The following is a 24,545-nucleotide window of genomic DNA, read 5'->3' on the forward strand; positions in this document are numbered from 1 at the left end:
CTTGTCATTATGGAAATGGAGAAAAATTGGTACGTTGTCCATACGTATTCAGGTTATGAAAATAAGGTGAAAGCCAACCTGGAAAAACGTGTCGAGACAATGGGTATGCAAGATAAAATATTCCGGGTAGTTATCCCCGAAGAACAGGAAACTGATTTTAAAGACGGCAAAAAGCGCACTGTTATGAAAAAGACATTTCCTGGGTACGTCCTTGTGGAAATTATCATGACGGACGATTCTTGGTATGTCGTCAGAAACACGCCAGGAGTGACAGGTTTCATCGGATCATCGGGCGGTGGAGCAAAACCGACGCCACTCTTGCCGGAAGAGGTCGATTTCATCCTTAAACAAATGGGAATGAAAGATCGTAAGGTTGAAGCTGATTTTGAGATTGGCGAAATGATCGAAGTCCTTGACGGACCGTTTGCGCACTTCCAAGGAAAAGTGGAAGAAATCGATCAGGATAAAGGGAAAGTACGTGTCTCTGTAGATATGTTCGGCAGAGAAACGATCATGGAACTTGACTTTGAACAAGTTCAAAAAATGTAAGTAGAAACCACTTGCAAGACAGGCATAATAGTGGTATCATTTCAAAGGTCAGACCGTAAACAGAATGGTCTGGGCGGATTAACCAAATTCTACCGGGAAACCGGCAGGCACATATTGAGTGGGAGGGGCAACCCAATTACCACATCACGGACTTAAGGAGGTGTGTCTCGTGGCTAAAAAAGTAACCAAAATTGTGAAATTGCAAATCCCTGCAGGTAAAGCTAACCCAGCTCCACCAGTTGGACCAGCACTTGGTCAAGCGGGTGTTAATATCATGGGATTCTGTAAAGATTTCAATGCACGTACAGCAGATCAAGCAGGCTTAATCATTCCTGTTGAAATAACTGTATTTGAGGACCGTTCATTCACATTCATTACAAAAACTCCACCAGCAGCAGTATTGCTGAAAGTTGCAGCTAATCTTCAAAAGGGTTCAGGCGAACCTAACAAGAAGAAAGTAGCTACTGTAAAACGTGATAAAGTTCGCGAAATTGCAGAACAAAAGATGGAAGACCTTAACGCAGCGTCGGTTGAAGCAGCGATGGCAATGGTTGAAGGTACTGCTCGCAGTATGGGAATCACGATCGAAGACTGATCTTGACCGCATACTCGAATGTTACTTTGTAGTGGGGGTTGCGCTTGTTCTTAGGAACACGCAACCCTTATTCGTGGGAGGTTCAATCCGTTAAAACCACTAGAGGAGGAAATTTACAATGGCTAAAAGAGGTAAAAAGTTCACTGAGGCGGCAAAGCTTGTTGACCGCACACAAGTGTACGATTTGAAAGAAGCGATTGAGCTTGCGAAGAAAACAAGCACAGTCAACTTCGATGCAACAGTTGAAGTCGCATTCCGTCTTGGAATCGACACTCGTAAAAACGACCAGCAAATCCGTGGGGCAGTTGTGCTTCCAAACGGAACTGGTAAAACTCAACGCGTTTTAGTTTTCGCTAAAGGCGAAAAAGTGAAAGAGGCGGAAGCTGCTGGTGCAGACTACGTCGGCGATGCTGAGTATATCACTAAAATCCAACAAGGCTGGTTCGATTTCGACGTTATCGTTGCAACTCCGGACATGATGGGTGAAGTTGGTAAAATCGGTCGTGTATTAGGACCAAAAGGCTTAATGCCAAACCCTAAAACAGGCACAGTAACATTTGATGTTGCTAAAGCTATTGCAGAAATCAAAGCAGGTAAAGTTGAATACCGTGCGGACAAAGCTGGTATCATCCACGCGCCAATCGGGAAAGCTTCTTTCGATAACGAAAAGCTTGAAGAAAACTTTAAAACTGTATTTGAAACAATTCTAAAAGCTAAACCAGCTGCAGCGAAAGGGACTTACATGAAGTCTGTAAACGTTACGACTACTATGGGCCCTGCGGTGAAAATTGATCCATCGTCTGTAGTTGTTAAATAAAAAACTGTTGACAAACATGAAATCTTGTAGTAAGATTTCTTTTGTTGCGAAACTTAATCATTTGTACCGTAGACAGCAGGGGCGCATTATCGCTTAATCATCCTGCCGAGGACAAGACGCTCTTTTATTAAAGATGACGACTTTTCTGCCCTCGTGGTCTACCTTGTGGACTGCGAGGGCTTTTCATATCGGTATAAATGACATTCTTACAGGAGGTGTCAAGATGAGCAAAGTATTAGAGGCTAAACAAGCAGTAGTTGAAGAGATTTCAGGTAAATTGAAATCAGCAGTTTCTGTTGTCGTTGTAGACTATCGTGGTCTAAACGTCGGCCAAGTTACGGAACTTCGTAAACAGCTTCGTGATGCAGGTATCGATTTCAAAGTTTACAAAAACTCAATGTCACGTCGTGCTGCTGAATCAGCAGGTCTTGAAGGGTTGAACGAACATTTGACAGGACCGAATGCAATTGCGTTCTCAACTGAAGATGTTGTAGCTCCGGCTAAAATCCTTAACGATTTCGCTAAGAAGAACGACAAACTTGAGATCAAAGCAGGTGTGATCGAAGGACAAATCGCTTCTGTTGAAGAAGTTAAAGCGTTGGCTGAACTTCCATCACGCGAAGGTCTTCTTTCTATGCTACTCAGCGTTCTTCAAGCTCCAATGCGCAACTTCGCGCTTGCAACAAAAGCTGTTGCAGAGCAAAAAGAGGAACAAGGCGCTTAATTTGGCGACCTGAACAAAAATCTGCGGGCTAATCCCCGACAAAACAAAACCTATTTAGGAGGAAAATATAATGACTAAAGAACAAATCCTTGACGCGATTAAAGAAATGACAGTTCTTGAATTAAACGATCTTGTAAAAGCAATCGAAGAAGAATTCGGCGTAACTGCTGCAGCTCCAGTTGCAATGGTTGGCGGTGCAGGTGCTGGTGAAGCTGCTGCTGAGCAAACTGAATTCGACCTAATCCTTACATCTGCTGGAGATCAAAAAATCAAGGTTATCAAAGTTGTACGTGAACTTACTGGCCTTGGCTTGAAAGAAGCTAAAGAAGTAGTTGATAACGCTCCTAAAGCAATCAAAGAAGGCGTTTCTAAAGAAGAAGCAGAAGAAATGAAAGCTAAACTTGAAGAAGTTGGCGCTGGCGTAGAAGTTAAGTAATTTCTTTATAGATGAAGGAAGGCTCGTCGATTTTGGACGGGCTTTTCTTCGTTTTTTTATCTGTAGCATGTTGATTTCCGCTACAGGCGGACGCTTTCCGCGGGCATGGCTTCAGCCAATCGAACCACGAAGAGTTCGATTTGCCGTATTTCTGCGGTTTTTGCAGAAATTTAGGCATCCGCCAACTACTTCCTGCTCGTAACGCTACGCTTTTACTCGCAAAAGCCGTTCTTCGTGACGGCCTTCGCAGGAGTCGCCGCCTTTCGCTTCAATCAACGGAATATCCAGTTAAGTGAAGCTTACCTCAAATAAAAAATGGGCAACCTTTCAGTGGAAGGGAGGATTTGTATGTCTGATCATTATTATTCTAAAAATCCCACAGTGAAAAGTGATCCTAAAGAATGGCAGGTTACAATTCGTGACCATAGATTACGTTTTAAGACTGATGCTGGTGTGTTTAGTAAGGGTGAGTTGGATTTCGGCTCGCGTTTGTTAGCGGAAACCTTCATCGTACCTGAGACGGAAGGAAGTCTGTTAGACGTAGGTTGTGGGTATGGTCCAATTGGTTTGTCGATTGCCGCATCTTTTCCGGATCGGAATATCCATATGGTCGATGTGAATGAGCGGGCAATGGCGCTGGCGAAAGACAATGCAGTTTTGAATGGCATAAAAAATGTGGAGATTTACCCAAGTGACGCATTGTCTGCAGTGAGCAAGGATGGTTTCGCTGCAGTTTTGACGAACCCACCCATCCGGGCAGGAAAAGAGACGGTATTTAAGATATACGACGGTGCATTTTCCAAACTGACGGCTGGAGGAGAGTTATGGGTTGTCATCCAGAAGAAGCAGGGTGCCCCATCGACAATTGCTCATTTGATGGAGCTTTTCGGTAACGTGGAAACGGTGGAGAAGAAAAAGGGCTATTTTATATTGAAATCTCGAAAAAGTGTTGACGCGACTGGCCTCTTGTGATAGTATTGTAAAATGCATAAATAATATAATGCGTTCGTGTGCCCTTTTGCATAAGTTTTGGAAATCTAAGGCATACTGGCAATGGATAAAAGATTGTGAAACCGAAAATGAGCTCTTGCCGGAACTCGTTTTCTTTTTGTTTTTCGATATCATACACCATTTTTATGATTTCGCAAAGACTAATATTGTTTTGAGGGGTGAAATAGTTGACAGGTCATTTAGTTCAGTATGGTCAACACCGTCAGCGCAGAAGTTTCGCGCGGATCAATGAAGTTCTCGAGCTGCCGAATTTAATTGAAATCCAGACGGCATCTTATGAGTGGTTCTTGGAAGAAGGATTACGGGAAATGTTCCGTGATATTTCGCCTATCCAAGATTTCACAGGTAATCTTTCGTTGGAATTCATTGATTATCAACTTGGTGAACCGAAATACCCTGTTGATGAATCAAAAGAGCGCGATGTAACGTACGCGGCACCGCTACGTGTAAAAGTGCGCTTGCATAACAAGGAAACAGAAGAAGTGAAAGAACAGGACGTTTTCATGGGAGATTTCCCGCTTATGACGGAAAACGGAACTTTCATTATTAATGGAGCGGAAAGGGTTATCGTATCCCAACTCGTTCGATCCCCTAGTGTCTACTACAATGACAAGACGGACAAGAATGGAAAGCGAGGATTTGCAGCTACTGTAATTCCTAACCGGGGTGCTTGGTTGGAATATGAAACGGATGCTAAAGATGTCGTTCATGTCCGAATTGACCGCACCAGAAAATTGCCGATAACTGTTCTTTTACGTGCACTTGGATTCTCTACAGATCAGGAAATCATCGACTTAATCGGTGAGAATGAATACTTACTTAACACACTTGAAAAGGATAACACGGAGAACTCCGAAAAAGCTTTGCTTGAAATCTATGAACGCCTACGTCCTGGTGAGCCACCAACGTTGGATAGTGCAAGAAGCTTGTTATTCTCACGTTTCTTCGACCCGAAAAGATATGACTTGGCCAATGTTGGTCGGTACAAGATGAACAAAAAGTTACATTTACAAAACCGTCTTTTCAACCAAACGATTGCAGAAACACTTGTTGACCCTGAAACAGGCGAAATTTTAGTTGAGAAGGATCAGCTGATTGACCGTAGAACATTGGACCGCCTACTACCACACCTTGAAAAGGGAGTTGGGATTCAAGAAATCTCACATGTTGGCGGTGTTCTTGAAGAAGACATCACGATCCAAACAATTAAAATCTACGCTCCTAAAAGCGAAGAGAAGCAAGTGATCAATGTAATCTCCAATGCAAACATTGATGAATCGGTGAAGCATGTAACGCCAGCAGATATCGTCGCATCCATAAGCTACTTCTTCAACTTGTTGCATGGGGTAGGAAATACGGATGACATCGATCATCTTGGAAATCGTCGTCTTCGTTCTGTAGGTGAATTGCTTCAAAACCAATTCCGGATTGGATTGTCCCGTATGGAACGCGTTGTTAAAGAACGTATGTCCATTAATGACACTCAATCTATCGTGCCACAACAATTAATCAATATCAGACCGGTAATCGCATCGATTAAAGAGTTTTTCGGAAGTTCACAGCTCTCACAATTCATGGATCAGACGAACCCTCTTGCGGAATTGACGCACAAGCGTAGATTGTCTGCTTTAGGACCGGGTGGATTGACAAGGGAACGTGCAGGTATGGAAGTGCGTGACGTTCACTACTCCCACTATGGACGCATGTGTCCGATTGAAACTCCTGAGGGTCCAAACATTGGTTTGATCAACTCCCTATCGACATTTGCGAGAGTAAATAAATTTGGTTTCATTGAAACTCCTTATCGTAAGGTTGATCCTGAAACCGGACGCGTCACTGCTCGAATCGACTACTTGACAGCTGACATGGAAGATAACTATGTCGTTGCTCAAGCGAATGCTCCACTTAACGATGATGGTTCATATGTCAATGAAGAAGTGGTCGGACGTTTCCAAGGTGACAACACGGTATTCAAACGCGAACAGATCGACTATATGGATGTATCTCCAAAACAAGTCGTATCTGCTGCGACAGCATGTATTCCATTCCTTGAAAACGATGACTCCAACCGTGCCTTGATGGGTGCGAACATGCAACGTCAAGCGGTACCATTGTTGAACCCTGAAGCTCCATTCGTTGGAACTGGAATGGAACATGTATCTGCGCGTGATTCAGGTGCTGCTGTTCTTGCGAAATTCCACGGAATTGTCGAGCATGTAGAAGCGAGAGAAATCCGTGTCCGCCGCATCGAAACGGTGGATGGTAAAGAAGTTAAAGGTGACCTTACTATATACAAGCTTGAGAATTTTATCCGTTCCAACCAAGGAACTTGCTATAACCAACGTCCGATCGTCAGTGTCGGAGATCGTGTAAAACCACGTGATATTATAGCGGATGGTTCTTCGATGGAACAAGGGGAGCTTGCGCTTGGTCGTAACGTTCTTGTTGCCTTTATGACATGGGATGGATATAACTACGAGGATGCCATCATCATGAGTGAGCGTCTTGTGAAAGATGATGTATTCACATCAATTCACATCGAAGAGTATGAATCAGAAGCGCGCGACACGAAACTTGGACCTGAAGAAATCACAAGGGATATTCCGAATGTCGGGGAAGAAGCTCTTAGAAACCTTGATGACCGCGGTATCATTCGTATCGGGGCAGAAGTTCGCGATGGAGATATCCTTGTAGGCAAGGTGACACCAAAAGGAGTTACTGAACTAACAGCTGAAGAAAGACTTCTTCATGCTATCTTCGGTGAAAAAGCACGCGAGGTACGGGATACATCATTACGTGTTCCTCATGGCGCTGGCGGAATTGTCCTTGATGTGAAAGTGTTCAACCGTGAAGACGGTGACGAATTGCCACCTGGCGTAAACCAACTTGTCCGTGCGTATATCGTACAGAAACGTAAGATTTCAGTTGGGGATAAGATGGCTGGTCGACATGGTAATAAAGGGGTTATTTCTCGTATCTTACCGGAATCAGATATGCCTTATCTTCCTGACGGTACTCCTGTTGATGTCATGTTGAATCCGCAAGGTGTTCCATCTCGTATGAACATCGGACAGGTACTTGAATTGCATTTGGGTATGGCTGCTCGGAATTTAGGCGTTCATATGGCTTCACCGGTATTTGACGGTGCGAACGAAGAAGACGTCTGGTCAACAATGGAAGAAGCAGGAATGGACCGTGATGGTAAGACGATTCTGTACGATGGTCGCTCGGGTGAAACATTTGATAGCCGGGTATCCGTAGGTGTCATGTACTTGATCAAACTTGCCCACATGGTCGATGATAAGCTACACGCACGTTCTACAGGACCTTACTCACTTGTAACGCAACAGCCGCTTGGAGGTAAAGCTCAATTCGGAGGACAACGTTTCGGGGAGATGGAAGTGTGGGCGCTTGAAGCATATGGTGCCGCTTATACATTGCAGGAAATCCTTACAGTCAAGTCTGATGACGTCGTAGGACGTGTGAAAACTTACGAAGCGATTGTCAAAGGTCAAAGCGTTCCTCAACCAGGGGTTCCTGAATCGTTCAAGGTATTGATCAAAGAACTTCAGAGCCTTGGGTTGGACGTGAAAATGTTGACTGAAGAATTCGAGGAAATTGAAATGCGTGATCTTGATGATGACGATGATATGCAACCAACAGACGCATTGAATCTTATGACTGAAGATCAAACAGTTTGATGTAACGATAAAGTGAGTACAAATGGATAGGGGAGCACCAACAATGCTCTCCTGTTTTTTAAACGACAATGATAGTGATGAGGATCCATCGTGGAGATAAGATAAGAGGGAGGTAGGCTCCTTGATAGATGTAAACAATTTTGAGTATATGAAAATCGGCCTTGCTTCACCGGATAAAATTCGTTCTTGGTCTTATGGTGAAGTGAAAAAACCTGAAACGATCAACTATCGTACATTGAAGCCTGAAAAGGACGGTTTGTTCTGTGAAAGGATTTTCGGACCTACAAAGGACTGGGAATGCCATTGTGGAAAATATAAACGTGTACGCTACAAAGGCGTCGTCTGTGATCGATGCGGAGTCGAAGTAACTCGTCAAAAAGTGCGCCGTGAACGTATGGGGCATATCGAGCTTGCAGCACCAGTAACGCATATTTGGTATTTCAAAGGCATTCCAAGCAGAATGGGTCTTATTTTAGATATGACGCCTCGTGCATTGGAAGAAATCATTTATTTCGCATCTTATGTTGTTGTTGACCCTGCAGATACACCACTTGAAAGAAAGCAACTTCTTTCAGAAAAAGAATATAGACTATATCGTGAAAAGTATGGTTCTAAATTCCAAGCGTTGATGGGTGCAGAAGCAATCGAACAACTACTAAGAGCAATTGATTTGGATAAAGAAACGGAAATGCTGAAGGAAGAGTTGAAGACTGTTCAAGGCCAACGACGCACACGTGCAATCAGACGCCTTGAAGTTGTCGAGTCTTTCCGTAACTCAGGAAACCGCCCTGAATGGATGGTTCTTGAAGTGCTACCGGTTATTCCTCCAGAACTACGTCCAATGGTGCAATTGGATGGTGGTCGTTTCGCAACATCCGACCTGAATGACCTTTACCGAAGGGTTATTAACCGGAACAACCGATTGAAGCGTCTACTTGACCTTGGCGCACCTGGCATCATCGTGCAGAACGAAAAACGTATGTTGCAGGAAGCTGTCGATGCGCTCGTAGATAACGGAAGACGTGGACGTCCGGTAACGGGTCCTGGGAATCGTCCGTTGAAATCCCTCTCCCATATGTTGAAAGGGAAGCAAGGGCGCTTCCGTCAAAACCTATTGGGTAAACGGGTCGACTATTCTGGCCGTTCGGTTATTGTTGTTGGTCCTAATTTAAAAATGTATCAATGTGGTCTTCCGAAGGAAATGGCCATTGAATTATTCAAGCCATTCGTCATGAAGGAACTAGTTGAACGCGGACTTGCACATAATATCAAGAGTGCAAAACGTAAGATTGAACGTTTGCATTCTGAAGTATGGGATGTCCTCGAAGACGTTATTAGGGAGCATCCGGTATTACTTAACCGCGCCCCTACTCTTCATAGACTTGGAATTCAAGCGTTCGAGCCTATGTTGGTGGAAGGTCGTGCCATCCAGCTTCATCCGCTCGTTTGTACAGCATATAACGCCGACTTTGACGGTGACCAAATGGCTGTTCACGTTCCACTTTCAGCTGAAGCACAAGCAGAGGCGCGTCTACTAATGCTCGCTGCACAAAATATCTTGAACCCTAAAGACGGTAAACCTGTAGTTACTCCATCTCAAGATATGGTATTGGGTAACTATTACCTTACACTTGAAAGGGCGGGCTCTGTAGGTGAAGGGGCGATTTTTAGCAGTATGAACGAAGCATTGATCGCTTATCAAACAGGTCATGTTCATCTTCATACAAGAATTGCCATCCAGGCAAGCTCGTTGAATAACCCGACTTTCACTGAGGAACAAAACCGCAAGCTTTTATTAACAACGGTAGGGAAGCTTATCTTCAACGAAATTCTTCCTGAATCGTTCCCGTACATTAATGAACCGACGAATGATAACTTGCAAACTGAGACGCCGGATAAGTATTTCATTAGTGGGACTGTGAATGTAAAAGAGCATATCCAAAATGCGGAATTAGTCCTTCCATTCCGTAAGAAGATTCTTGGTAATATCATTGCGGAAATCTTTAAGAAGTTCCACATTACGGAAACTTCAAGAATGCTTGACCGAATGAAAAACCTTGGTTTCAAATATTCGACTCGAGCAGGTATTACAGTCGGTATTTCTGATATCGTCGTATTGCCGAACAAACATGAAATTTTAGAAGACGCTCAAAGTAAAGTAGATAAAGTCATGCAGCAATTCCGTCGTGGACTTATCACAGAAGAAGAGCGCTATGACCGCGTTATTTCCTATTGGAGTAATGCGAAAGATATTATTCAAGATAAACTAATGGACTCACTTGAAAACACGAACCCGATCTACATGATGAGTGACTCAGGTGCCCGTGGTAACGCGTCCAACTTCACGCAACTTGCTGGTATGCGTGGATTGATGGCGAACCCGGCTGGTCGTATTATCGAATTGCCGATTAAATCATCATTCCGTGAAGGTCTAACAGTTCTTGAGTACTTCATTTCTACGCATGGTGCCCGTAAAGGTCTTGCGGATACTGCGTTGAAAACAGCTGACTCCGGTTACTTGACTCGTCGTCTTGTTGACGTTGCGCAGGATGTCATCGTCCGTGAAGATGATTGCGGAACTGACCGCGGTCTGGAAATCAGCGCACTTACGGAAGGTTCAGAAGTCATCGAAACATTGGATGAGCGTATCGAAGGTCGTCACACTAAGAAAACAATCCGTCATCCTGAAACAGGTGAAGTGATTGTGCCGAAGGATGGCCTTATCACAGCGGATTTAGGTGCTGCAATTATCGAAGCTGGAATCGAAACAGTTACTATTCGTTCTGCATTTACATGTAATGCGAAACACGGAGTTTGTAAGAAATGTTACGGTATCAACCTTGCAACGGGTGAAGCGGTCGAAGTCGGTGAAGCAGTCGGTATCATTGCTGCACAATCCATCGGAGAACCAGGAACACAGCTTACGATGCGTACATTCCATACAGGGGGAGTTGCCGGGGATGATATCACGTCCGGTCTTCCACGTATTCAGGAAATCTTTGAAGCGCGAAATCCTAAAGGGCAAGCGGTCATCTCTGAAATCAAAGGTCAAGTGACTGAGATTGATGAAATTCGCGAAGGCCAGAAGGAAATCACAATTCAAGGGGATGTGGAGACACGTAAGTATCTTGCTCCATACAATGCCCGATTGAAAGTGCAAGTCGGTGACTCGATTGATCGAGGGGACACTATAACAGAAGGTTCTATCGATCCAAAAGAGTTGATTGTTGTAAAAGACGTCGCTACTGTACAAGAATATCTTCTTAAAGAAGTTCAAAAAGTATATCGTATGCAAGGTGTTGAAATCGGTGATAAGCACGTTGAAGTTATGGTTCGCCAAATGCTTCGCAAAGTGCGTGTCATCGAAGCTGGAGACACGGATCTTCTCCCTGGTTCATTGCTTGACATCCACCAATTCTCGGATGCGAATGCAAAAGTTCTGAAGAGCGGAAAAGTACCAGCGACATCACGCCCGGTTATTCTTGGTATCACGAAGGCTTCGCTTGAGACGGAATCATTCCTATCTGCAGCATCCTTCCAAGAAACAACTCGTGTCTTGACTGATGCAGCAATTAAAGGAAAAACGGATGAATTGCTTGGATTGAAAGAGAATGTCATCATCGGTAAACTTGTACCAGCTGGAACTGGTATGCAGCGCTATCGCCAAATCCAAATGGAGAAGGTTGAAGGTGTAAAAGCAGTAACAGCGGAATAAGTAATGAAATGTACTGGGGAGAGAAAAGTCCTCTCCCCATTTTTATTTGTTGACATGGCTTCTTGTAAGTGGTAATATACAAAAGGTTGATAGTTGAATGTCTGTACTTTGGAGGATGCACGAATGTCTTACGAAAAAGTAGAACAGGCAAAGAAGACAATCATCGGTACAAAGCAAACAGTGAAAGCGATAAAATCAGGTGTAGTGAAAGAAGTTTTCATTGCCGAAGATGCTGATGAACGGTTAGTTGCTCCTGTAATTGGAGAAACGACAACCCGCGGCATCAAAGTCAGCTATGTCGATTCGAGGGAAAAGCTCGGTCGTGCATGCGGCATTCAAGTCGGTGCAGCTGTTGTCGCAATTACTGTATAATGGTTTTTGTGTTGACTAAAACACAAAGACTTTGTTTTTACCCCAAAAATGAACCACCTGGATGTGTGGTCTTACTAAAAGCACAGTGAAAGGAGGAAAATCCGATGCCTACAATTAACCAATTAGTCCGTAAACCTCGTAAATCGAAGTCGGACACTTCTAAGGCACCAGCACTTGGTAAAAGCTATAACAGCTTCAAAAAGTCTATGACTAACGTCAACTCGCCACAAAAAAGAGGTGTTTGTACTCGTGTGGGTACAATGACTCCGAAGAAACCGAACTCGGCTCTTCGTAAATATGCGCGTGTACGTTTGACAAACACTTTGGAAGTTAACGCATATATCCCTGGTGAAGGTCACAACCTTCAAGAGCACAGCGTTGTTCTAATCCGTGGAGGACGTGTAAAAGACTTACCGGGTGTTCGTTACCATATCGTTCGTGGTGCACTTGATACTGCTGGTGTTACTGGCCGTATGCAAAGCCGTTCACAATACGGTGCGAAAAGACCAAAAGAAAAGAAAAACTAATAACGAAATGATTATTTCGAAAGGAGGAAAACAATATGCCTCGTAAAGGTCCTGTTGCAAAACGTGACGTATTACCGGATCCGATTTACAATTCGAAGCTTGTAACACGTCTTGTCAACAAAATGATGGTTGACGGAAAAAAAGGTACATCACAAAAAATCCTCTATGGTGCGTTCGAACTTGTTAAGGAACGTTCTGGTAAAGATCCTTTAGAAGTTTTTGAAGCAGCATTGAACAACGTTATGCCAGTACTTGAAGTACGTGCTCGCCGTGTCGGTGGAGCAAACTATCAAGTTCCGGTTGAAGTTCGTCCTGAACGTCGTACAACTCTCGGATTGCGTTACCTTGTGAACTACTCCCGTACACGCGGTGAGAAAACAATGGAGGAACGTCTTGCGAATGAAATCCTTGACGCGTCCAACAACACAGGTGCATCTGTAAAACGTCGTGAAGAAATGCATAAAATGGCTGAAGCCAACAAAGCATTCGCTCACTATCGTTGGTAAGATCGAAAAATTTATCTTTATTCAGCAAAAGAATCTCAACGTCTTCTTAAACAGATGTTTGAGTTCCTGCTGAATAATGATAAAAGGCACCGGCAATTGCCGGCGCGCGATTGATTGTCACCTTAATCCGAATCGGAAGGAGATATACAAAATGGCTAGAGAGTTCTCCTTAGAGAATACTCGTAACATTGGTATCATGGCTCACATCGATGCTGGTAAAACAACGACGACTGAGCGGATCCTTTTTTACACAGGTAAGATTCACAAAATCGGAGAAACTCACGAAGGTGCTTCTCAAATGGACTGGATGGAGCAGGAGCAAGAGCGTGGAATCACGATCACATCTGCTGCTACAACAGCTGCTTGGAAAGGCCATCGTGTAAACATCATTGACACACCAGGTCACGTGGACTTCACAGTTGAAGTAGAACGTTCCCTACGTGTTCTTGATGGGGCTGTAACAGTTCTTGATGCTCAATCAGGTGTTGAGCCACAAACTGAAACAGTTTGGCGTCAAGCTACTACTTATGGCGTACCTCGTCTTGTATTCGTCAACAAGATGGACAAGACTGGTGCTGATTTCCTTTACTCTATAGGTACACTTCAGGACCGTCTTCAAGCTAACGCACATCCGATCCAATTGCCGATCGGTGCTGAAGATTCATTTAGCGGAATCATCGACTTAGTCGAGATGAAAGCTACATTGTATGGTAATGACCTTGGAACAGATACATCTGTCGAGGAAATTCCTGAAGAATATCGTGCCCAAGCTGAAGAGTACCGTGAGAAATTAATCGAAGCTGTTGTTGATTTCGATGAAGAACTTATGGAAAAATACCTCGGTGGAGAAGAACTTACAGTTCAGGAAATCAAAACTGCAATCCGTAAAGCGACTCTTGCGGTAGAATTCTACCCAGTTGTTTGTGGTACTGCATTTAAAAACAAAGGTGTTCAGCTTGTACTTGACGCTGTCGTCGACTACTTGCCATCACCACTTGATATTGCAGCAATGACAGGTATCAACCCGGACACTGAGGAAGAAGAAGAACGTCATTCCAGCGATGAAGAGCCATTCTCAGCTCTTGCATTTAAAGTTATGACTGACCCTTACGTTGGTAAGCTTACATTCTTCCGTGTATATTCCGGAGTCCTTCAATCAGGTTCATATGTACAGAACACTTCGAAGGGCAAGCGTGAACGTGTAGGACGTATCCTTCAAATGCACGCGAACAGCCGTGAAGAAATCAGTGAAGTACACGCTGGTGAAATCGCAGCTGCTGTTGGTTTGAAAGACACTGGAACAGGTGATACGCTTTGTGACGACAAAGCTCCAATCATTCTTGAATCCATGGATTTCCCTGAGCCAGTTATCTCGGTTGCAATTGAACCGAAAACAAAAGGCGACCAAGACAAAATGGGTAACGCTCTTGCGAAATTGCAAGAAGAAGACCCAACTTTCCGCGCGCACACTGACCAAGAAACAGGCGAAGTCATCATCGCTGGTATGGGTGAACTTCACCTTGATATCATCGTTGACCGTCTCCGTCGTGAGTTTAAAGTTGACGCTAACGTAGGTGCACCACAAGTATCTTATCGTGAAACATTCCGCAGCGCTGCGGAAGTTGAAGGTAAGTTCGTCCGCCAATCTGGTGGTCGTGGTCAATACGGTCACGTTTGGATCGAGTTCTCACCAAACGAAGAAGGAAAAGGTTTCGAATTCATTAATGCTGTCGTCGGTGGTGTTGTTCCTCGTGAATACATCGGATCCGTTGAAGCAGGAGTTCGTGATTCATTGAACAATGGTGTTATTGCAGGTTATCCGTTGATCGACGTGAAGGCTCGTCTATTTGACGGTTCTTACCATGACGTTGACTCCAACGAGATGGCGTTCAAGATTGCCGCTTCGATGGCACTTAAAAATGCCGCTGCGAAATGTAACCCTGTACTTCTTGAGCCAATGATGAAAGTAGAAGTCATTATTCCTGAAGAGTACATGGGAGACATCATGGGTGATATCACATCACGCCGTGGTCGCGTAGAAGGTATGGATGCACGCGGTAACGCACAAGTTGTCCGTGCTATGGTTCCACTTGCAGAAATGTTCGGTTACGCAACTTCACTTCGTTCGAATACACAAGGTCGCGGAGTATTCTCTATGACATTCGATCACTATGAAGATGTTCCGAAATCAATTGCAGAAGAAGTCATTAAGAAAAATAAAGGTGAATAATTAAAATTCATCCTTGTTTACTTCATTGATTACTTGTAAGATATGGGTAGTTGAGGGGATTTCTCCTTGGCTTCCATACCTATAAATAATAAAACATTCATATTTTTAAGGAGGAATTCCACAATGGCTAAAGCAAAATTCGACCGCTCCAAGGAGCATGCTAACGTTGGTACAATCGGACACGTTGACCATGGTAAAACAACTTTGACTGCTGCAATCGCAACAGTTCTTTCAAAGAAAATGGGTGGGGAAGCGAAATCTTACGCTGACGTAGATAACGCTCCAGAAGAAAAAGAGCGTGGAATCACGATCAATACTTCACACATCGAGTACGAAACTGACAAACGTCACTACGCGCACGTTGACTGCCCAGGTCACGCTGACTACGTTAAAAACATGATCACTGGTGCTGCTCAAATGGACGGCGGTATCCTAGTTGTATCTGCAGCTGATGGCCCAATGCCACAAACTCGTGAGCACATCCTTCTTTCTCGTCAAGTAGGTGTTCCTTACCTTGTTGTATTCATGAACAAATGTGACATGGTTGACGACGAAGAACTTCTTGAACTAGTTGAAATGGAAATCCGTGACCTTCTTTCTGAGTACGAGTTCCCTGGCGACGACATTCCTGTCATCAAAGGTTCTGCTCTAAAAGCTCTTGAAGGTGAAGCTGAGTGGGAAGAAAAAATCGTTGAACTTATGAACGCAGTTGACGAATATATCCCAACACCACCACGTGATACTGAAAAACCATTCATGATGCCTGTTGAGGACGTATTCTCAATCACTGGCCGTGGAACTGTTGCTACTGGACGTGTTGAGCGTGGAGTAGTTAAAGTCGGTGACGTTGTAGACATCATCGGTTTGACTGAAGAGCCAAAATCAACTACTGTAACAGGTGTTGAAATGTTCCGTAAGCTTCTTGACTATGCAGAAGCTGGCGACAACATCGGTGCACTTCTTCGTGGGGTAGCTCGTGAAGACATCGAACGTGGTCAAGTACTTGCTAAACCAGGTACAATCACACCACACACAAGCTTCAAATCAGAAGTTTATGTTCTATCAAAAGAAGAAGGTGGACGTCATACTCCATTCTTCTCTAACTACCGCCCACAGTTCTACTTCCGTACAACTGACGTAACTGGAATCATCTCTCTTCCAGAAGGCGTAGAAATGGTTATGCCTGGCGACAACGTTGAAATGACTGTTGAATTGATCGCTCCAATCGCGATTGAAGAAGGTACTAAATTCTCAATCCGTGAAGGCGGCCGTACAGTAGGCGCTGGCGTTGTAGCAACACTTCTTAAATAATAACTTTAAAATCCCGCATTCGTGCGGGATTTTTTTTATTGGGATAGTTTCTGTCTTGTGGGGGATATGGTGACATTTCTGCAATTTTGGGGGAAAACGACGTGATGCGTTGAAACTTTTCAAGTTTACGGACAGACTAACCGTGCTTGAAGAGAAACTTTCTATAGAGTAGGATATACATTTTGCCAAGTGTGACTAGGTTTTTGATAATTGCGAGGTTGCTTGAGTCTTAAAATTAGATCCACCAATTCGCATTCGCCTCAAGCCATAGAAGCAGGAAGAGTTCCCATAGAAATGCTGCGACTTCCCGTAGAAGCAGGAAGAGTTCCCATAGAAATGCTGCGATTTCCCGTAGAAGCAGGAAGAGTTCCCATAGAAATGCTGCGACTTCCCGTAGAAGCAGGAAGAGTTCCCGTAGAAATGCTGCGACTTCCCGTAGAAGCAGGAAGAGTTCCCATAGAAATGCTGCGACTTCCCGTAGAAGCAGGAAGAGTTCCCATAGAAATGCTGCGACTTCCCATAGAAGCAGGAAGAGCTCCCATAGAAATTCCGCGACTTCCCATAAAAGCGATCAGAGTTCCCATAGGGTAGCCGCAATTGAAAGTGCAAGCAAAGAGTTCTCGTAAAGTCGTCGTGAGTCCTAATTGAAGCGCAAAGAGTTCTCATAAAGATACCGTGACTTCTCAGTAAAGCATAAAGACTTCCCATAACACTATAAAGCAATTCGTTCCCGTTCCTCCCTGAAAGCATAAAGTCTTCTAAATCGTCATTATATTTATTTATTCATGTTTCCTCGTATTTTTTCTCTCTAATAGTTGAAATATAGCTATCATCCCATTATAATAATAAAGCCGGTGAAAAGAATTTCGCGAAAAGGGTTGCGGGAATCTATTTCATTGTGTATAATGTTGAATGTTGGTCTTTGACTGCGATGAAGCGGGAGGTTGCCGACACACCCGGCCGCTTTGCCATGGCATGTGTGTGGGAAATTTCCGTGGAGAATGTCTAGAAAATAGGCGAAAAGGAGGGAAAATAATGGCAAAACAGAAGATTCGTATTCGTTTAAAAGCATATGATCACAGAATTCTTGATCAGTCAGCTGAAAAGATTGTAGAAACAGCAAAACGTTCAGGTGCAAGCGTATCAGGTCCGATACCTCTTCCAACTGAAAGATCTGTTTATACAGTTCTTCGTGCGGTACATAAGTACAAAGATTCGCGCGAGCAGTTCGAAATGCGTACGCATAAACGTCTAATTGATATCGTCAATCCGACACCACAAACTGTCGATGCATTGATGAAACTTGATTTACCATCTGGCGTTGACATTGAAATCAAACTTTAATCGATAAAATAAAACTATTAATTCAGGAGGTGTGACAAATGACCAAAGGAATCTTAGGGAGAAAAGTCGGCATGACGCAAATTTTTGCTGAAAACGGCGATCTTATTCCAGTAACTGTGATTGAAGCTGCTCCAAACGTAGTTCTTCAAAAGAAAACTACAGAAACTGACGGCTACGAAGCAATCCAGCTTGGATTCGACGACAAACGTGAGAAGCTTGCAAACAAACCTGAAAAAGGCCACGTTGCAAAAGCTGAAACGGCACCTAAGCGCTTCATTCGCGAATTCCGCGGAGTAGATGTAGCTGGGTATGAAGTTGGTCAGGAAGTCAAAGTCGATACATTCGCAGAAGGCGATATCGTCGACATTACAGGAGTATCAAAAGGTAAAGGGTTCCAAGGTGTTATTAAACGCCACGGTTACTCACGCGGACCTATGAGTCACGGTTCCCGTTTCCACCGTGCACCAGGTTCATTAGGTGCGGTTGACGGACAACGCGTATTCAAAGGTAAGAAATTACCAGGACGTACTGGTGGAGACACAATTACGATCCAAAACCTTGAAATTGTACGAGTTGACGCTGAGCGTAACTTGCTATTAGTAAAAGGTAACATTCCAGGAGCGCGCAAATCACTTGTAACAGTGAAAAGTGCAATCAAAGGGAAGTAATTCTTAAAGGAAGGAGGAAACAAAAATGCCTAAAGTATCCGTACTAAGTCAAACAGGATCTTCAGTTGGCGAAATCGAATTGAACGAATCAATCTTCGGTATCGTACCAAATGAAGCAGTCCTTTTCGAAGCTTTGGTTCAACAACGTGCGTCGTTGCGCCAAGGTAACCATAAAGTGAAAACTCGCGCGGAAGTTGCTGGTGGTGGCCGTAAACCATGGCGCCAAAAAGGAACTGGTCGTGCTCGTCAAGGTTCAATCCGTTCACCACAATGGCGTGGAGGCGGTATCGTATTCGGACCATCTCAAAGAAGCTACAGCTATAAGCTTCCTAAGAAAGTCCGTCGTTTGGCTCTTCTATCTGCACTTTCTACGAAAGTTCGCGATGAAGAAATCATCGTATTGGATGGCCTAACATTCGATGCACCTAAGACAAAAGAATTCACTAAAGTTCTTAAAGATCTTTCAATCGAGAAAAAAGCATTGTTCGTAACAGCTGACCTTGATGAAGCGGTAGCATTGTCCGCTCGTAACATCCCTGGAATCAGTGTTGTTACAGCAAACGGCATCAATGTTCTTGACCTAATCGGTCATGACCAACTTGTCATCACTAAAGATGCAGTTCAAAAAATTGAGGAGGTGCTTGGTTAATGGAAGCACGTGATGTACTAAAACGTCCGGTCATTACCGAGCGTTCTTCAGAACAAATGGAATACAAAAAGTACACTTTCGAAGTTGACACTCGCGCTAACAAAACACATGTGAAGCAAGCTGTCGAAGAAGTTTTCGGAGTTAAAGTGGAAAAAGTCAACGTTCAGAACTACAAAGGTAAGTTCAAACGTATGGGCAAACATGCAGGATACACAAACAAGCGCCGTAAAGCGATTGTAACATTGACTGCAGACTCAAAAGACATCGAACTATTCGAAATCTAATTTATTTATAATTAACGAAGGAGGGAACACAAATGGCGATTAAGAAATTCAAACCTACCTCCAACGGACGTCGTAATATGACTTCTTCAGACTTCTCTGAGATCACTACAGATAAGCCGGAAAAATCATTGCTTGAACCAGTTAAGCGTAAAGGCGGACGTAACAACCAAGGTAGGATGACTGTTCGTCACCAAGGTGGAGGCCACAAGCGCCAATACCGTGTCATCGACTTCCAACGTCGGAAAGATGGCATACCAGGACGCGTTGCTACGATCGAATACGATCCAAACCGTTCTGCTAACATTGCCCTAATCAACTATGCTGATGGGGAAAAACGTTATATCCTTGCTCCAAAAGGTTTGGAAGTTGGAATGACAGTAATGTCAGGTCCAGAAGCGGATATTAGAGTAGGGAACTCACTTCCACTCGAAAATATTCCTATGGGTTCCACTATCCATAACATCGAATTGAAACCTGGTAAAGGCGGCCAATTAGTACGTTCTGCAGGTACATCTGCACAACTACTTGGACGTGAAGGCAAATATGTCATCATCCGTCTACAATCTGGTGAAGTTCGTATGATCCTTTCTACTTGCCGCGCTACTATCGGTCAAGTTGGTAACGAGCAACACGAATTGATCAAAATCGGTAAAGCAGGTCGTTCACGCTGGATGGGCAAACGTCCGACAGTACGTGGATCTGTAATGAACCCTAACGATCACCCACACGGTGGTGGTGAAGGACGTACACCAATCGGTCGTCCGAGCCCAGTTACACCTTGGGGTAAACCAGCTCTTGGTTACAAAACTCGTAAGAAAAACAACAAATCCGACAAACTTATCGTTCGTCGCCGTAAAAAATAATGTGATGACACTGCGGTTCTATGAATGGACCGTAGCACAGTCATCACGGAAGGAGGATCCGACATGGGCCGCAGCTTGAAAAAAGGACCTTTCGCAGATGATCATCTTTTGAAAAAGGTCGACGCTCAAAAAGATGCACAAAAAAAGCAGGTCATTAAAACTTGGTCTCGCCGTTCTACAATCTTCCCGTCATTTATCGGTTTGACGATTGCTGTATACGACGGACGTAAACACGTACCAGTTTATGTGACTGAAGATATGGTTGGTCACAAACTAGGTGAGTTCGTACCTACGCGCACATATAAAGGTCATGGCGCTGACGATAAGAAAACTAGACGCTAATTGAGAGGAGGTTATTCTGATGCAACAAGCAAAAGCTACTGCCCGCACAGTCCGTATTGCTCCTCGCAAAGTCCGTTTGGTCGTTGATCTTATCCGGGGCAAGAAAATCGGTGAAGCTGTCGCGATTCTACGCCTGACGCCAAAAGCGGCATCTCCGGTTGTAGAAAAAGTTTTGAAATCAGCAATTGCAAATGCTGAACACAACTATGAAATGGATGTTGAGAACCTAATCGTTAACGAAGTATTCGTTGATGAGGGTCCAACAATGAAACGTTTCCGTCCACGTGCACAAGGTCGTGCAAGTGCGATCAACAAACGTACTAGCCACATCACTGTAGTGGTATCCGAAAAGAAGGAGGGGTAATTCGTGGGTCAAAAAGTACATCCTAATGGTTTACGGGTTGGAATCATCCGTGACTGGGATTCGAAATGGTATGCAGAAAAAGACTATGCGAATCTTTTACACGAAGACTTGAAAATCCGTGAATTCGTCGAAAAGCGCTTAGTAGACGCAGCAGTTTCCAAAGTGGAAATTGAGCGTGCCGCAAAGCGTGTAAACATTACAATTCACACTGCGAAGCCTGGTATGGTTATCGGTAAAGGCGGTTCTGAAGTCGAAGCACTTCGTAAATCACTTAACGATATTACTGGCAAACGTGTACACATCAACATCGTGGAAATCAAGCGTGCTGATCTTGACGCGAAATTGGTTGCAGAATCAATCGCACGTCAACTTGAAAGCCGTGTATCTTTCCGTCGCGCACAAAAACAAGCAATTCAACGCACTATTCGTTCTGGTGCAAAAGGTATCAAAACACAAGTATCCGGACGTCTTGGCGGTGCTGACATCGCTCGTGCGGAACACTATAGTGAAGGAACTGTACCTCTTCATACATTACGTGCAGATATCGACTATGCACACGCAGAAGCTGACACAACTTATGGTAAGCTCGGCGTTAAAGTATGGATTTACCGGGGAGAAGTCCTTCCAGTGAAGAAGAACTCTGAGGAAGGAGGCAACTAATTATGTTAATGCCTAAACGCGTTAAATATCGTCGTGTATTCCGTGGTAAAATGCGCGGAACTACAAAAGGCGGAGCATCTGTACAGTTTGGTCAATTCGGTTTACAATCAACTGAATCAGCTTGGATTACAAACCGCCAAATCGAATCTGCTCGTATCGCAATGACACGTTACATGAAACGTGGCGGTAAAGTTTGGATCAATATCTTCCCACATAAGTCATATACGAAAAAGCCTCTTGAAGTCCGGATGGGTTCCGGTAAAGGTGCTGTAGAAGGCTGGGTAGCAGTAGTAAAACCAGGTCGTGTAATGTTTGAAATCGCAGGTGTGTCAGAAGAAGTTGCACGTGAAGCACTTCGCCTCGCATCTCACAAACTGCCTGTAAAGAGCAAGTTTGTAAAACGTGAAGAAATTGGTGGTGAGTCTAATGAAAGCTAATGAAATCCGTGACTTAACAACTGCAGAAATCGAGCAAAAAGTGAAATCACTGAAAGAAGAGCTTTTCAACCTTCGCTTCCAATTAGCGACAGGACAATTAGAAAACACTGCACGCATCCGTGAAGTTCGCAAATCGATTGCGCGCATGAAAACTGTAATACGTCAAAGAGAGATCAGTGCAAATAACTGATGAAGGAGGTTGCAGCCATGACTGAGCGTAACCAGCGCAAAGTATATACAGGCCGTGTTGTATCCGACAAAATGGATAAAACGGTTACCGTAATGGTAGAGACACATAAAAAGCACTCTTTATACGGCAAACGTGTAAAGTATTCTAAGAAATTCAAGGCCCATGACGAACTAAATGAAGCGAAAATCGGCGATGTTGTACGTATAATGGAAACTCGTCCACTATCAGCAACAAAACGTTTCCGCCTCATCGAAGTAATCGAAAAAGCGGTCATCATCTAATATCGTTCGGAAAGTAAATTCCGAGAGGAGGTAGCCTCAATGATTCAACAAGAAAGCCGTATGAAAGTTGCCGATAACTCAGGTGCACGTGAAGTTCTAACAATTAAAGTACTTGGTGGAACAGGTCGTAAAACTGCAAATATCGGTGACGTCGTTGTTGTAACAGTGAAAAAAGCAACACCTGGTGGCGTTGTCAAGAAAGGTGACGTCGTTAAGGCTGTTATCGTTCGTACGAAGAGCGGAGTGCGCCGTAAAGATGGCTCCTACATTACGTTCGACGAAAACGCATGTGTTATCATCCGTGATGACAAGAGCCCACGTGGAACTCGTATTTTCGGACCAGTTGCACGCGAACTTCGCGACAGCAACTTTATGAAAATTATTTCACTCGCTCCAGAAGTTCTTTAATCACATGACAGTGCCAATCAAGGAGGTGCGATAAAATGCACGTTAAAAAAGGCGATAAAGTTATGGTCATCACCGGAAAAGACAAAGGTAAGACCGGAGTTATCTTAGCTGCTTTCCCTAAGAAGGATCGTGTGCTTGTAGAAGGTGTTAACATCGTAAAGAAACATACGAAACCGAACCAAGTTAATCCTCAAGGCGGAATTATCAGCCAAGAAGCAGCTATTCATGTATCCAACGTCATGCTAATCGATCCTAAAACAGGCGAGCCAACTCGCGTAGGTTATAAAATCGAAGATGGCAAAAAGGTTCGTATTGCAAAAAAATCCGGTGAAGCACTGGATAAATGAGTAATGGATGAAAGGAGGTCCAACTGATGAGCCGATTAAAAGATAAGTTTTCAAAAGAAATCACACCTGCTCTTATGAGCAAGTTTGAATATACTTCAGTAATGCAAGTACCAAAAGTAGATAAAATCGTCATCAATATGGGTGTTGGTGATGCTGTTCAAAACTCTAAAGCGCTTGACGCGGCAGTAGAAGATCTTGCTACTATTTCCGGTCAAAAGCCAGTTGTTACAAAAGCGAAGAAATCAATCGCTGGATTCCGTCTTCGTGAAGGAATGCCGATTGGAGCAAAAGTAACACTACGTGGTGAGCGTATGTATGAATTCCTGGACAAGCTGATCTCAATTTCACTTCCACGTGTTCGTGACTTCCGAGGTGTTTCGAAGAAAGCATTCGACGGTCGTGGAAACTACACATTAGGTGTGAAGGAACAGATTATTTTCCCTGAAATTGACTACGATAAAGTATCTAAAGTACGAGGAATGGATATCGTCATCGTTACGACTGCTAACTCCGATGAAGAAGCACGTGAGTTATTAACGCAGTTCGGCATGCCGTTCCAAAAGTAAACTAAAGGGAGGCGAAAACGTGGCTAAGAAGTCAATGATCGTTAAACAGAAACGTACGCCAAAGTTCAAAGTTCAAGAGTATACACGTTGCGAGCGCTGTGGGCGTCCGCACTCCGTATATCGCAAATTCAAACTTTGCCGTATTTGTTTCCGAGAACTCGCATATAAGGGACAAATTCCTGGCGTTAAAAAAGCAAGCTGGTAATCCCCTAACTTGGGAAGGAGGTTAATGTAATGACAATGAGTGATCCGATTGCAGACATGCTTACACGCATCCGTAACGCGAACATGGTTCGCCACGAGAAGCTTGAGGTACCTGCTTCAAACATGAAAAAAGAAATCGCTGAAATCCTAAAGCGTGAAGGTTTCGTTCGCGATGTTGAATTTGTGGAAGATAGCAAACAAGGCATTATCCGCATTTTCCTTAAATATGGTCAAAATAATGAGCGTGTTATCACTGGTCTTAAGCGTATCTCAAAACCTGGTCTTCGCGTTTATGCAAAAACGAACGAAGTACCTAAAGTTTTGAATGGCCTTGGTATCGCCCTCGTATCCACGTCAAACGGTCTCCTTACTGATAAGGAAGCACGTGCAAAACAAGTAGGCGGAGAAGTAGTAGCTTACGTTTGGTAATCTGTAACAATTGAA

The 24,545-nt window shown here is 43.8% G+C and carries 30 protein-coding genes and 1 other annotated feature; of the genes, 29 read left to right on the plus strand and 1 reads right to left on the minus strand.

The genetic code is table 11. From position 1 onward, the window contains the following. The first annotated feature begins 15 nt into the window (after positions 1 to 15). The 5 genes from nusG (at position 16) to rplL (ending at position 3,121) form a co-directional block, all read left to right on the plus strand. Positions 16 to 549: a transcription termination/antitermination protein NusG gene (gene nusG / locus ACFPZG_RS18100; RefSeq protein WP_283734565.1), complete on the plus strand. Its 534-nt coding sequence runs from the start codon at positions 16 to 18 to the stop codon at positions 547 to 549. A gap of 169 nt (positions 550 to 718) precedes the next feature. Then, positions 719 to 1,144, plus strand: a complete 426-nt coding sequence (rplK, locus tag ACFPZG_RS18105; RefSeq protein WP_191693394.1) for a 50S ribosomal protein L11 — start codon at positions 719 to 721, stop codon at positions 1,142 to 1,144. A gap of 118 nt (positions 1,145 to 1,262) precedes the next feature. After that, positions 1,263 to 1,961, plus strand: coding sequence for a 50S ribosomal protein L1 (rplA, locus tag ACFPZG_RS18110; RefSeq protein WP_283733635.1), 699 nt, complete (start codon positions 1,263 to 1,265; stop codon positions 1,959 to 1,961). A gap of 48 nt (positions 1,962 to 2,009) precedes the next feature. Next, positions 2,010 to 2,156: a sequence feature (ribosomal protein L10 leader region), on the plus strand. Positions 2,157 to 2,184: 28 nt separating this feature from the next. Continuing rightward, complete coding sequence (rplJ, locus tag ACFPZG_RS18115) at positions 2,185 to 2,685, plus strand: 50S ribosomal protein L10 (RefSeq protein WP_283733636.1); 501 nt, start codon at positions 2,185 to 2,187, stop codon at positions 2,683 to 2,685. A 70-nt stretch (positions 2,686 to 2,755) separates the two neighbouring features. Then, positions 2,756 to 3,121 carry a 50S ribosomal protein L7/L12 gene (gene rplL / locus ACFPZG_RS18120; RefSeq protein WP_283733637.1) on the plus strand — a complete coding sequence of 122 codons (366 nt, stop codon included), beginning with the start codon at positions 2,756 to 2,758 and terminating at the stop codon, positions 3,119 to 3,121. On the opposite strand, the gene ACFPZG_RS18125 is transcribed toward rplL, so the two are convergent. Further along, a complete protein-coding gene (locus ACFPZG_RS18125) occupies positions 3,114 to 3,299 on the minus strand; it encodes a hypothetical protein (protein ID WP_283733638.1) in 186 nt (61 codons plus the stop codon). The two genes, rplL and ACFPZG_RS18125, sit on opposite strands and share 8 nt — an antisense overlap. 170 nt (positions 3,300 to 3,469) lie before the next feature. On the opposite strand from ACFPZG_RS18125, the gene ACFPZG_RS18130 reads away from it, so the two are divergent. The 24 genes from ACFPZG_RS18130 (at position 3,470) to rpsH (ending at position 24,530) form a co-directional block, all read left to right on the plus strand. After that, positions 3,470 to 4,093 carry a class I SAM-dependent methyltransferase gene (locus tag ACFPZG_RS18130; protein ID WP_283733639.1) on the plus strand — a complete coding sequence of 208 codons (624 nt, stop codon included), beginning with the start codon at positions 3,470 to 3,472 and terminating at the stop codon, positions 4,091 to 4,093. 206 nt (positions 4,094 to 4,299) lie between these two features. Next, on the plus strand, positions 4,300 to 7,833 hold the full coding sequence (gene rpoB, locus ACFPZG_RS18135) for a DNA-directed RNA polymerase subunit beta (RefSeq protein ID WP_317940533.1): 3,534 nt from the start codon (positions 4,300 to 4,302) through the stop codon (positions 7,831 to 7,833). Positions 7,834 to 7,954: 121 nt separating this feature from the next. Beyond that, a complete protein-coding gene (rpoC, locus tag ACFPZG_RS18140; protein ID WP_317940534.1) occupies positions 7,955 to 11,548 on the plus strand; it encodes a DNA-directed RNA polymerase subunit beta' in 3,594 nt (1,197 codons plus the stop codon). 123 nt (positions 11,549 to 11,671) lie between these two features. Beyond that, positions 11,672 to 11,920, plus strand: coding sequence for a 50S ribosomal protein L7ae-like protein (locus ACFPZG_RS18145; RefSeq protein WP_283733640.1), 249 nt, complete (start codon positions 11,672 to 11,674; stop codon positions 11,918 to 11,920). 104 nt (positions 11,921 to 12,024) lie between these two features. After that, complete coding sequence (gene rpsL, locus ACFPZG_RS18150; RefSeq protein ID WP_239430270.1) at positions 12,025 to 12,447, plus strand: 30S ribosomal protein S12; 423 nt, start codon at positions 12,025 to 12,027, stop codon at positions 12,445 to 12,447. 35 nt (positions 12,448 to 12,482) lie between these two features. After that, positions 12,483 to 12,953 (plus strand): 30S ribosomal protein S7, encoded by a 471-nt coding sequence (rpsG, locus tag ACFPZG_RS18155; protein ID WP_283733641.1) that lies wholly within the window; start codon positions 12,483 to 12,485, stop codon positions 12,951 to 12,953. A 151-nt stretch (positions 12,954 to 13,104) separates the two neighbouring features. After that, positions 13,105 to 15,183 (plus strand): elongation factor G, encoded by a 2,079-nt coding sequence (gene fusA / locus ACFPZG_RS18160; RefSeq protein WP_317940535.1) that lies wholly within the window; start codon positions 13,105 to 13,107, stop codon positions 15,181 to 15,183. Between the two features lie 123 nt (positions 15,184 to 15,306). Beyond that, positions 15,307 to 16,494: an elongation factor Tu gene (gene tuf / locus ACFPZG_RS18165; protein ID WP_283733642.1), complete on the plus strand. Its 1,188-nt coding sequence runs from the start codon at positions 15,307 to 15,309 to the stop codon at positions 16,492 to 16,494. A gap of 1,035 nt (positions 16,495 to 17,529) precedes the next feature. Next, positions 17,530 to 17,838, plus strand: a complete 309-nt coding sequence (rpsJ, locus tag ACFPZG_RS18170) for a 30S ribosomal protein S10 (RefSeq protein WP_060203412.1) — start codon at positions 17,530 to 17,532, stop codon at positions 17,836 to 17,838. A 38-nt stretch (positions 17,839 to 17,876) separates the two neighbouring features. Further along, positions 17,877 to 18,506: a 50S ribosomal protein L3 gene (rplC, locus tag ACFPZG_RS18175; RefSeq protein ID WP_283733643.1), complete on the plus strand. Its 630-nt coding sequence runs from the start codon at positions 17,877 to 17,879 to the stop codon at positions 18,504 to 18,506. A gap of 25 nt (positions 18,507 to 18,531) precedes the next feature. Further along, entirely contained in the window at positions 18,532 to 19,155 is a 624-nt protein-coding gene (gene rplD, locus ACFPZG_RS18180; protein WP_283733644.1) for a 50S ribosomal protein L4, read from the plus strand. Beyond that, positions 19,155 to 19,439, plus strand: a complete 285-nt coding sequence (gene rplW / locus ACFPZG_RS18185; RefSeq protein ID WP_283733645.1) for a 50S ribosomal protein L23 — start codon at positions 19,155 to 19,157, stop codon at positions 19,437 to 19,439. The genes rplD and rplW overlap by 1 nt, the downstream gene beginning before the upstream one ends. Before the next feature lie 32 nt (positions 19,440 to 19,471). After that, entirely contained in the window at positions 19,472 to 20,302 is an 831-nt protein-coding gene (rplB, locus tag ACFPZG_RS18190) for a 50S ribosomal protein L2 (protein ID WP_283733646.1), read from the plus strand. A gap of 63 nt (positions 20,303 to 20,365) precedes the next feature. Then, positions 20,366 to 20,644, plus strand: coding sequence for a 30S ribosomal protein S19 (rpsS, locus tag ACFPZG_RS18195; protein ID WP_147057454.1), 279 nt, complete (start codon positions 20,366 to 20,368; stop codon positions 20,642 to 20,644). Between the two features lie 19 nt (positions 20,645 to 20,663). Beyond that, positions 20,664 to 21,008, plus strand: coding sequence for a 50S ribosomal protein L22 (gene rplV, locus ACFPZG_RS18200; protein WP_283733647.1), 345 nt, complete (start codon positions 20,664 to 20,666; stop codon positions 21,006 to 21,008). Between the two features lie 3 nt (positions 21,009 to 21,011). Then, positions 21,012 to 21,668, plus strand: coding sequence for a 30S ribosomal protein S3 (rpsC, locus tag ACFPZG_RS18205; protein WP_283733648.1), 657 nt, complete (start codon positions 21,012 to 21,014; stop codon positions 21,666 to 21,668). Between the two features lie 2 nt (positions 21,669 to 21,670). Beyond that, a complete protein-coding gene (gene rplP, locus ACFPZG_RS18210; RefSeq protein WP_283733649.1) occupies positions 21,671 to 22,105 on the plus strand; it encodes a 50S ribosomal protein L16 in 435 nt (144 codons plus the stop codon). Then, positions 22,095 to 22,295 carry a 50S ribosomal protein L29 gene (gene rpmC, locus ACFPZG_RS18215; protein ID WP_025783856.1) on the plus strand — a complete coding sequence of 67 codons (201 nt, stop codon included), beginning with the start codon at positions 22,095 to 22,097 and terminating at the stop codon, positions 22,293 to 22,295. The genes rplP and rpmC overlap by 11 nt, the downstream gene beginning before the upstream one ends. Before the next feature lie 17 nt (positions 22,296 to 22,312). Next, the gene (gene rpsQ, locus ACFPZG_RS18220; protein WP_283733650.1) at positions 22,313 to 22,576 is read left to right on the plus strand and encodes a 30S ribosomal protein S17; all 264 of its coding nucleotides are present in this window, start codon (positions 22,313 to 22,315) and stop codon (positions 22,574 to 22,576) included. Positions 22,577 to 22,615: 39 nt separating this feature from the next. Further along, complete coding sequence (gene rplN, locus ACFPZG_RS18225) at positions 22,616 to 22,984, plus strand: 50S ribosomal protein L14 (protein ID WP_251695511.1); 369 nt, start codon at positions 22,616 to 22,618, stop codon at positions 22,982 to 22,984. A gap of 35 nt (positions 22,985 to 23,019) precedes the next feature. Continuing rightward, positions 23,020 to 23,331, plus strand: coding sequence for a 50S ribosomal protein L24 (rplX, locus tag ACFPZG_RS18230; protein ID WP_283733651.1), 312 nt, complete (start codon positions 23,020 to 23,022; stop codon positions 23,329 to 23,331). A gap of 26 nt (positions 23,332 to 23,357) precedes the next feature. Continuing rightward, complete coding sequence (gene rplE, locus ACFPZG_RS18235) at positions 23,358 to 23,897, plus strand: 50S ribosomal protein L5 (RefSeq protein ID WP_283733652.1); 540 nt, start codon at positions 23,358 to 23,360, stop codon at positions 23,895 to 23,897. 19 nt (positions 23,898 to 23,916) lie between these two features. Then, positions 23,917 to 24,102 carry a 30S ribosomal protein S14 gene (gene rpsN, locus ACFPZG_RS18240; RefSeq protein ID WP_066366377.1) on the plus strand — a complete coding sequence of 62 codons (186 nt, stop codon included), beginning with the start codon at positions 23,917 to 23,919 and terminating at the stop codon, positions 24,100 to 24,102. Between the two features lie 29 nt (positions 24,103 to 24,131). Next, entirely contained in the window at positions 24,132 to 24,530 is a 399-nt protein-coding gene (gene rpsH, locus ACFPZG_RS18245; RefSeq protein ID WP_283733653.1) for a 30S ribosomal protein S8, read from the plus strand. The last annotated feature ends 15 nt before the right edge of the window (positions 24,531 to 24,545 follow it).

Source organism: Sporosarcina thermotolerans (assembly GCF_042658975.1).
GTDB classification, from domain to species: domain Bacteria; phylum Bacillota; class Bacilli; order Bacillales_A; family Planococcaceae; genus Sporosarcina; species Sporosarcina thermotolerans.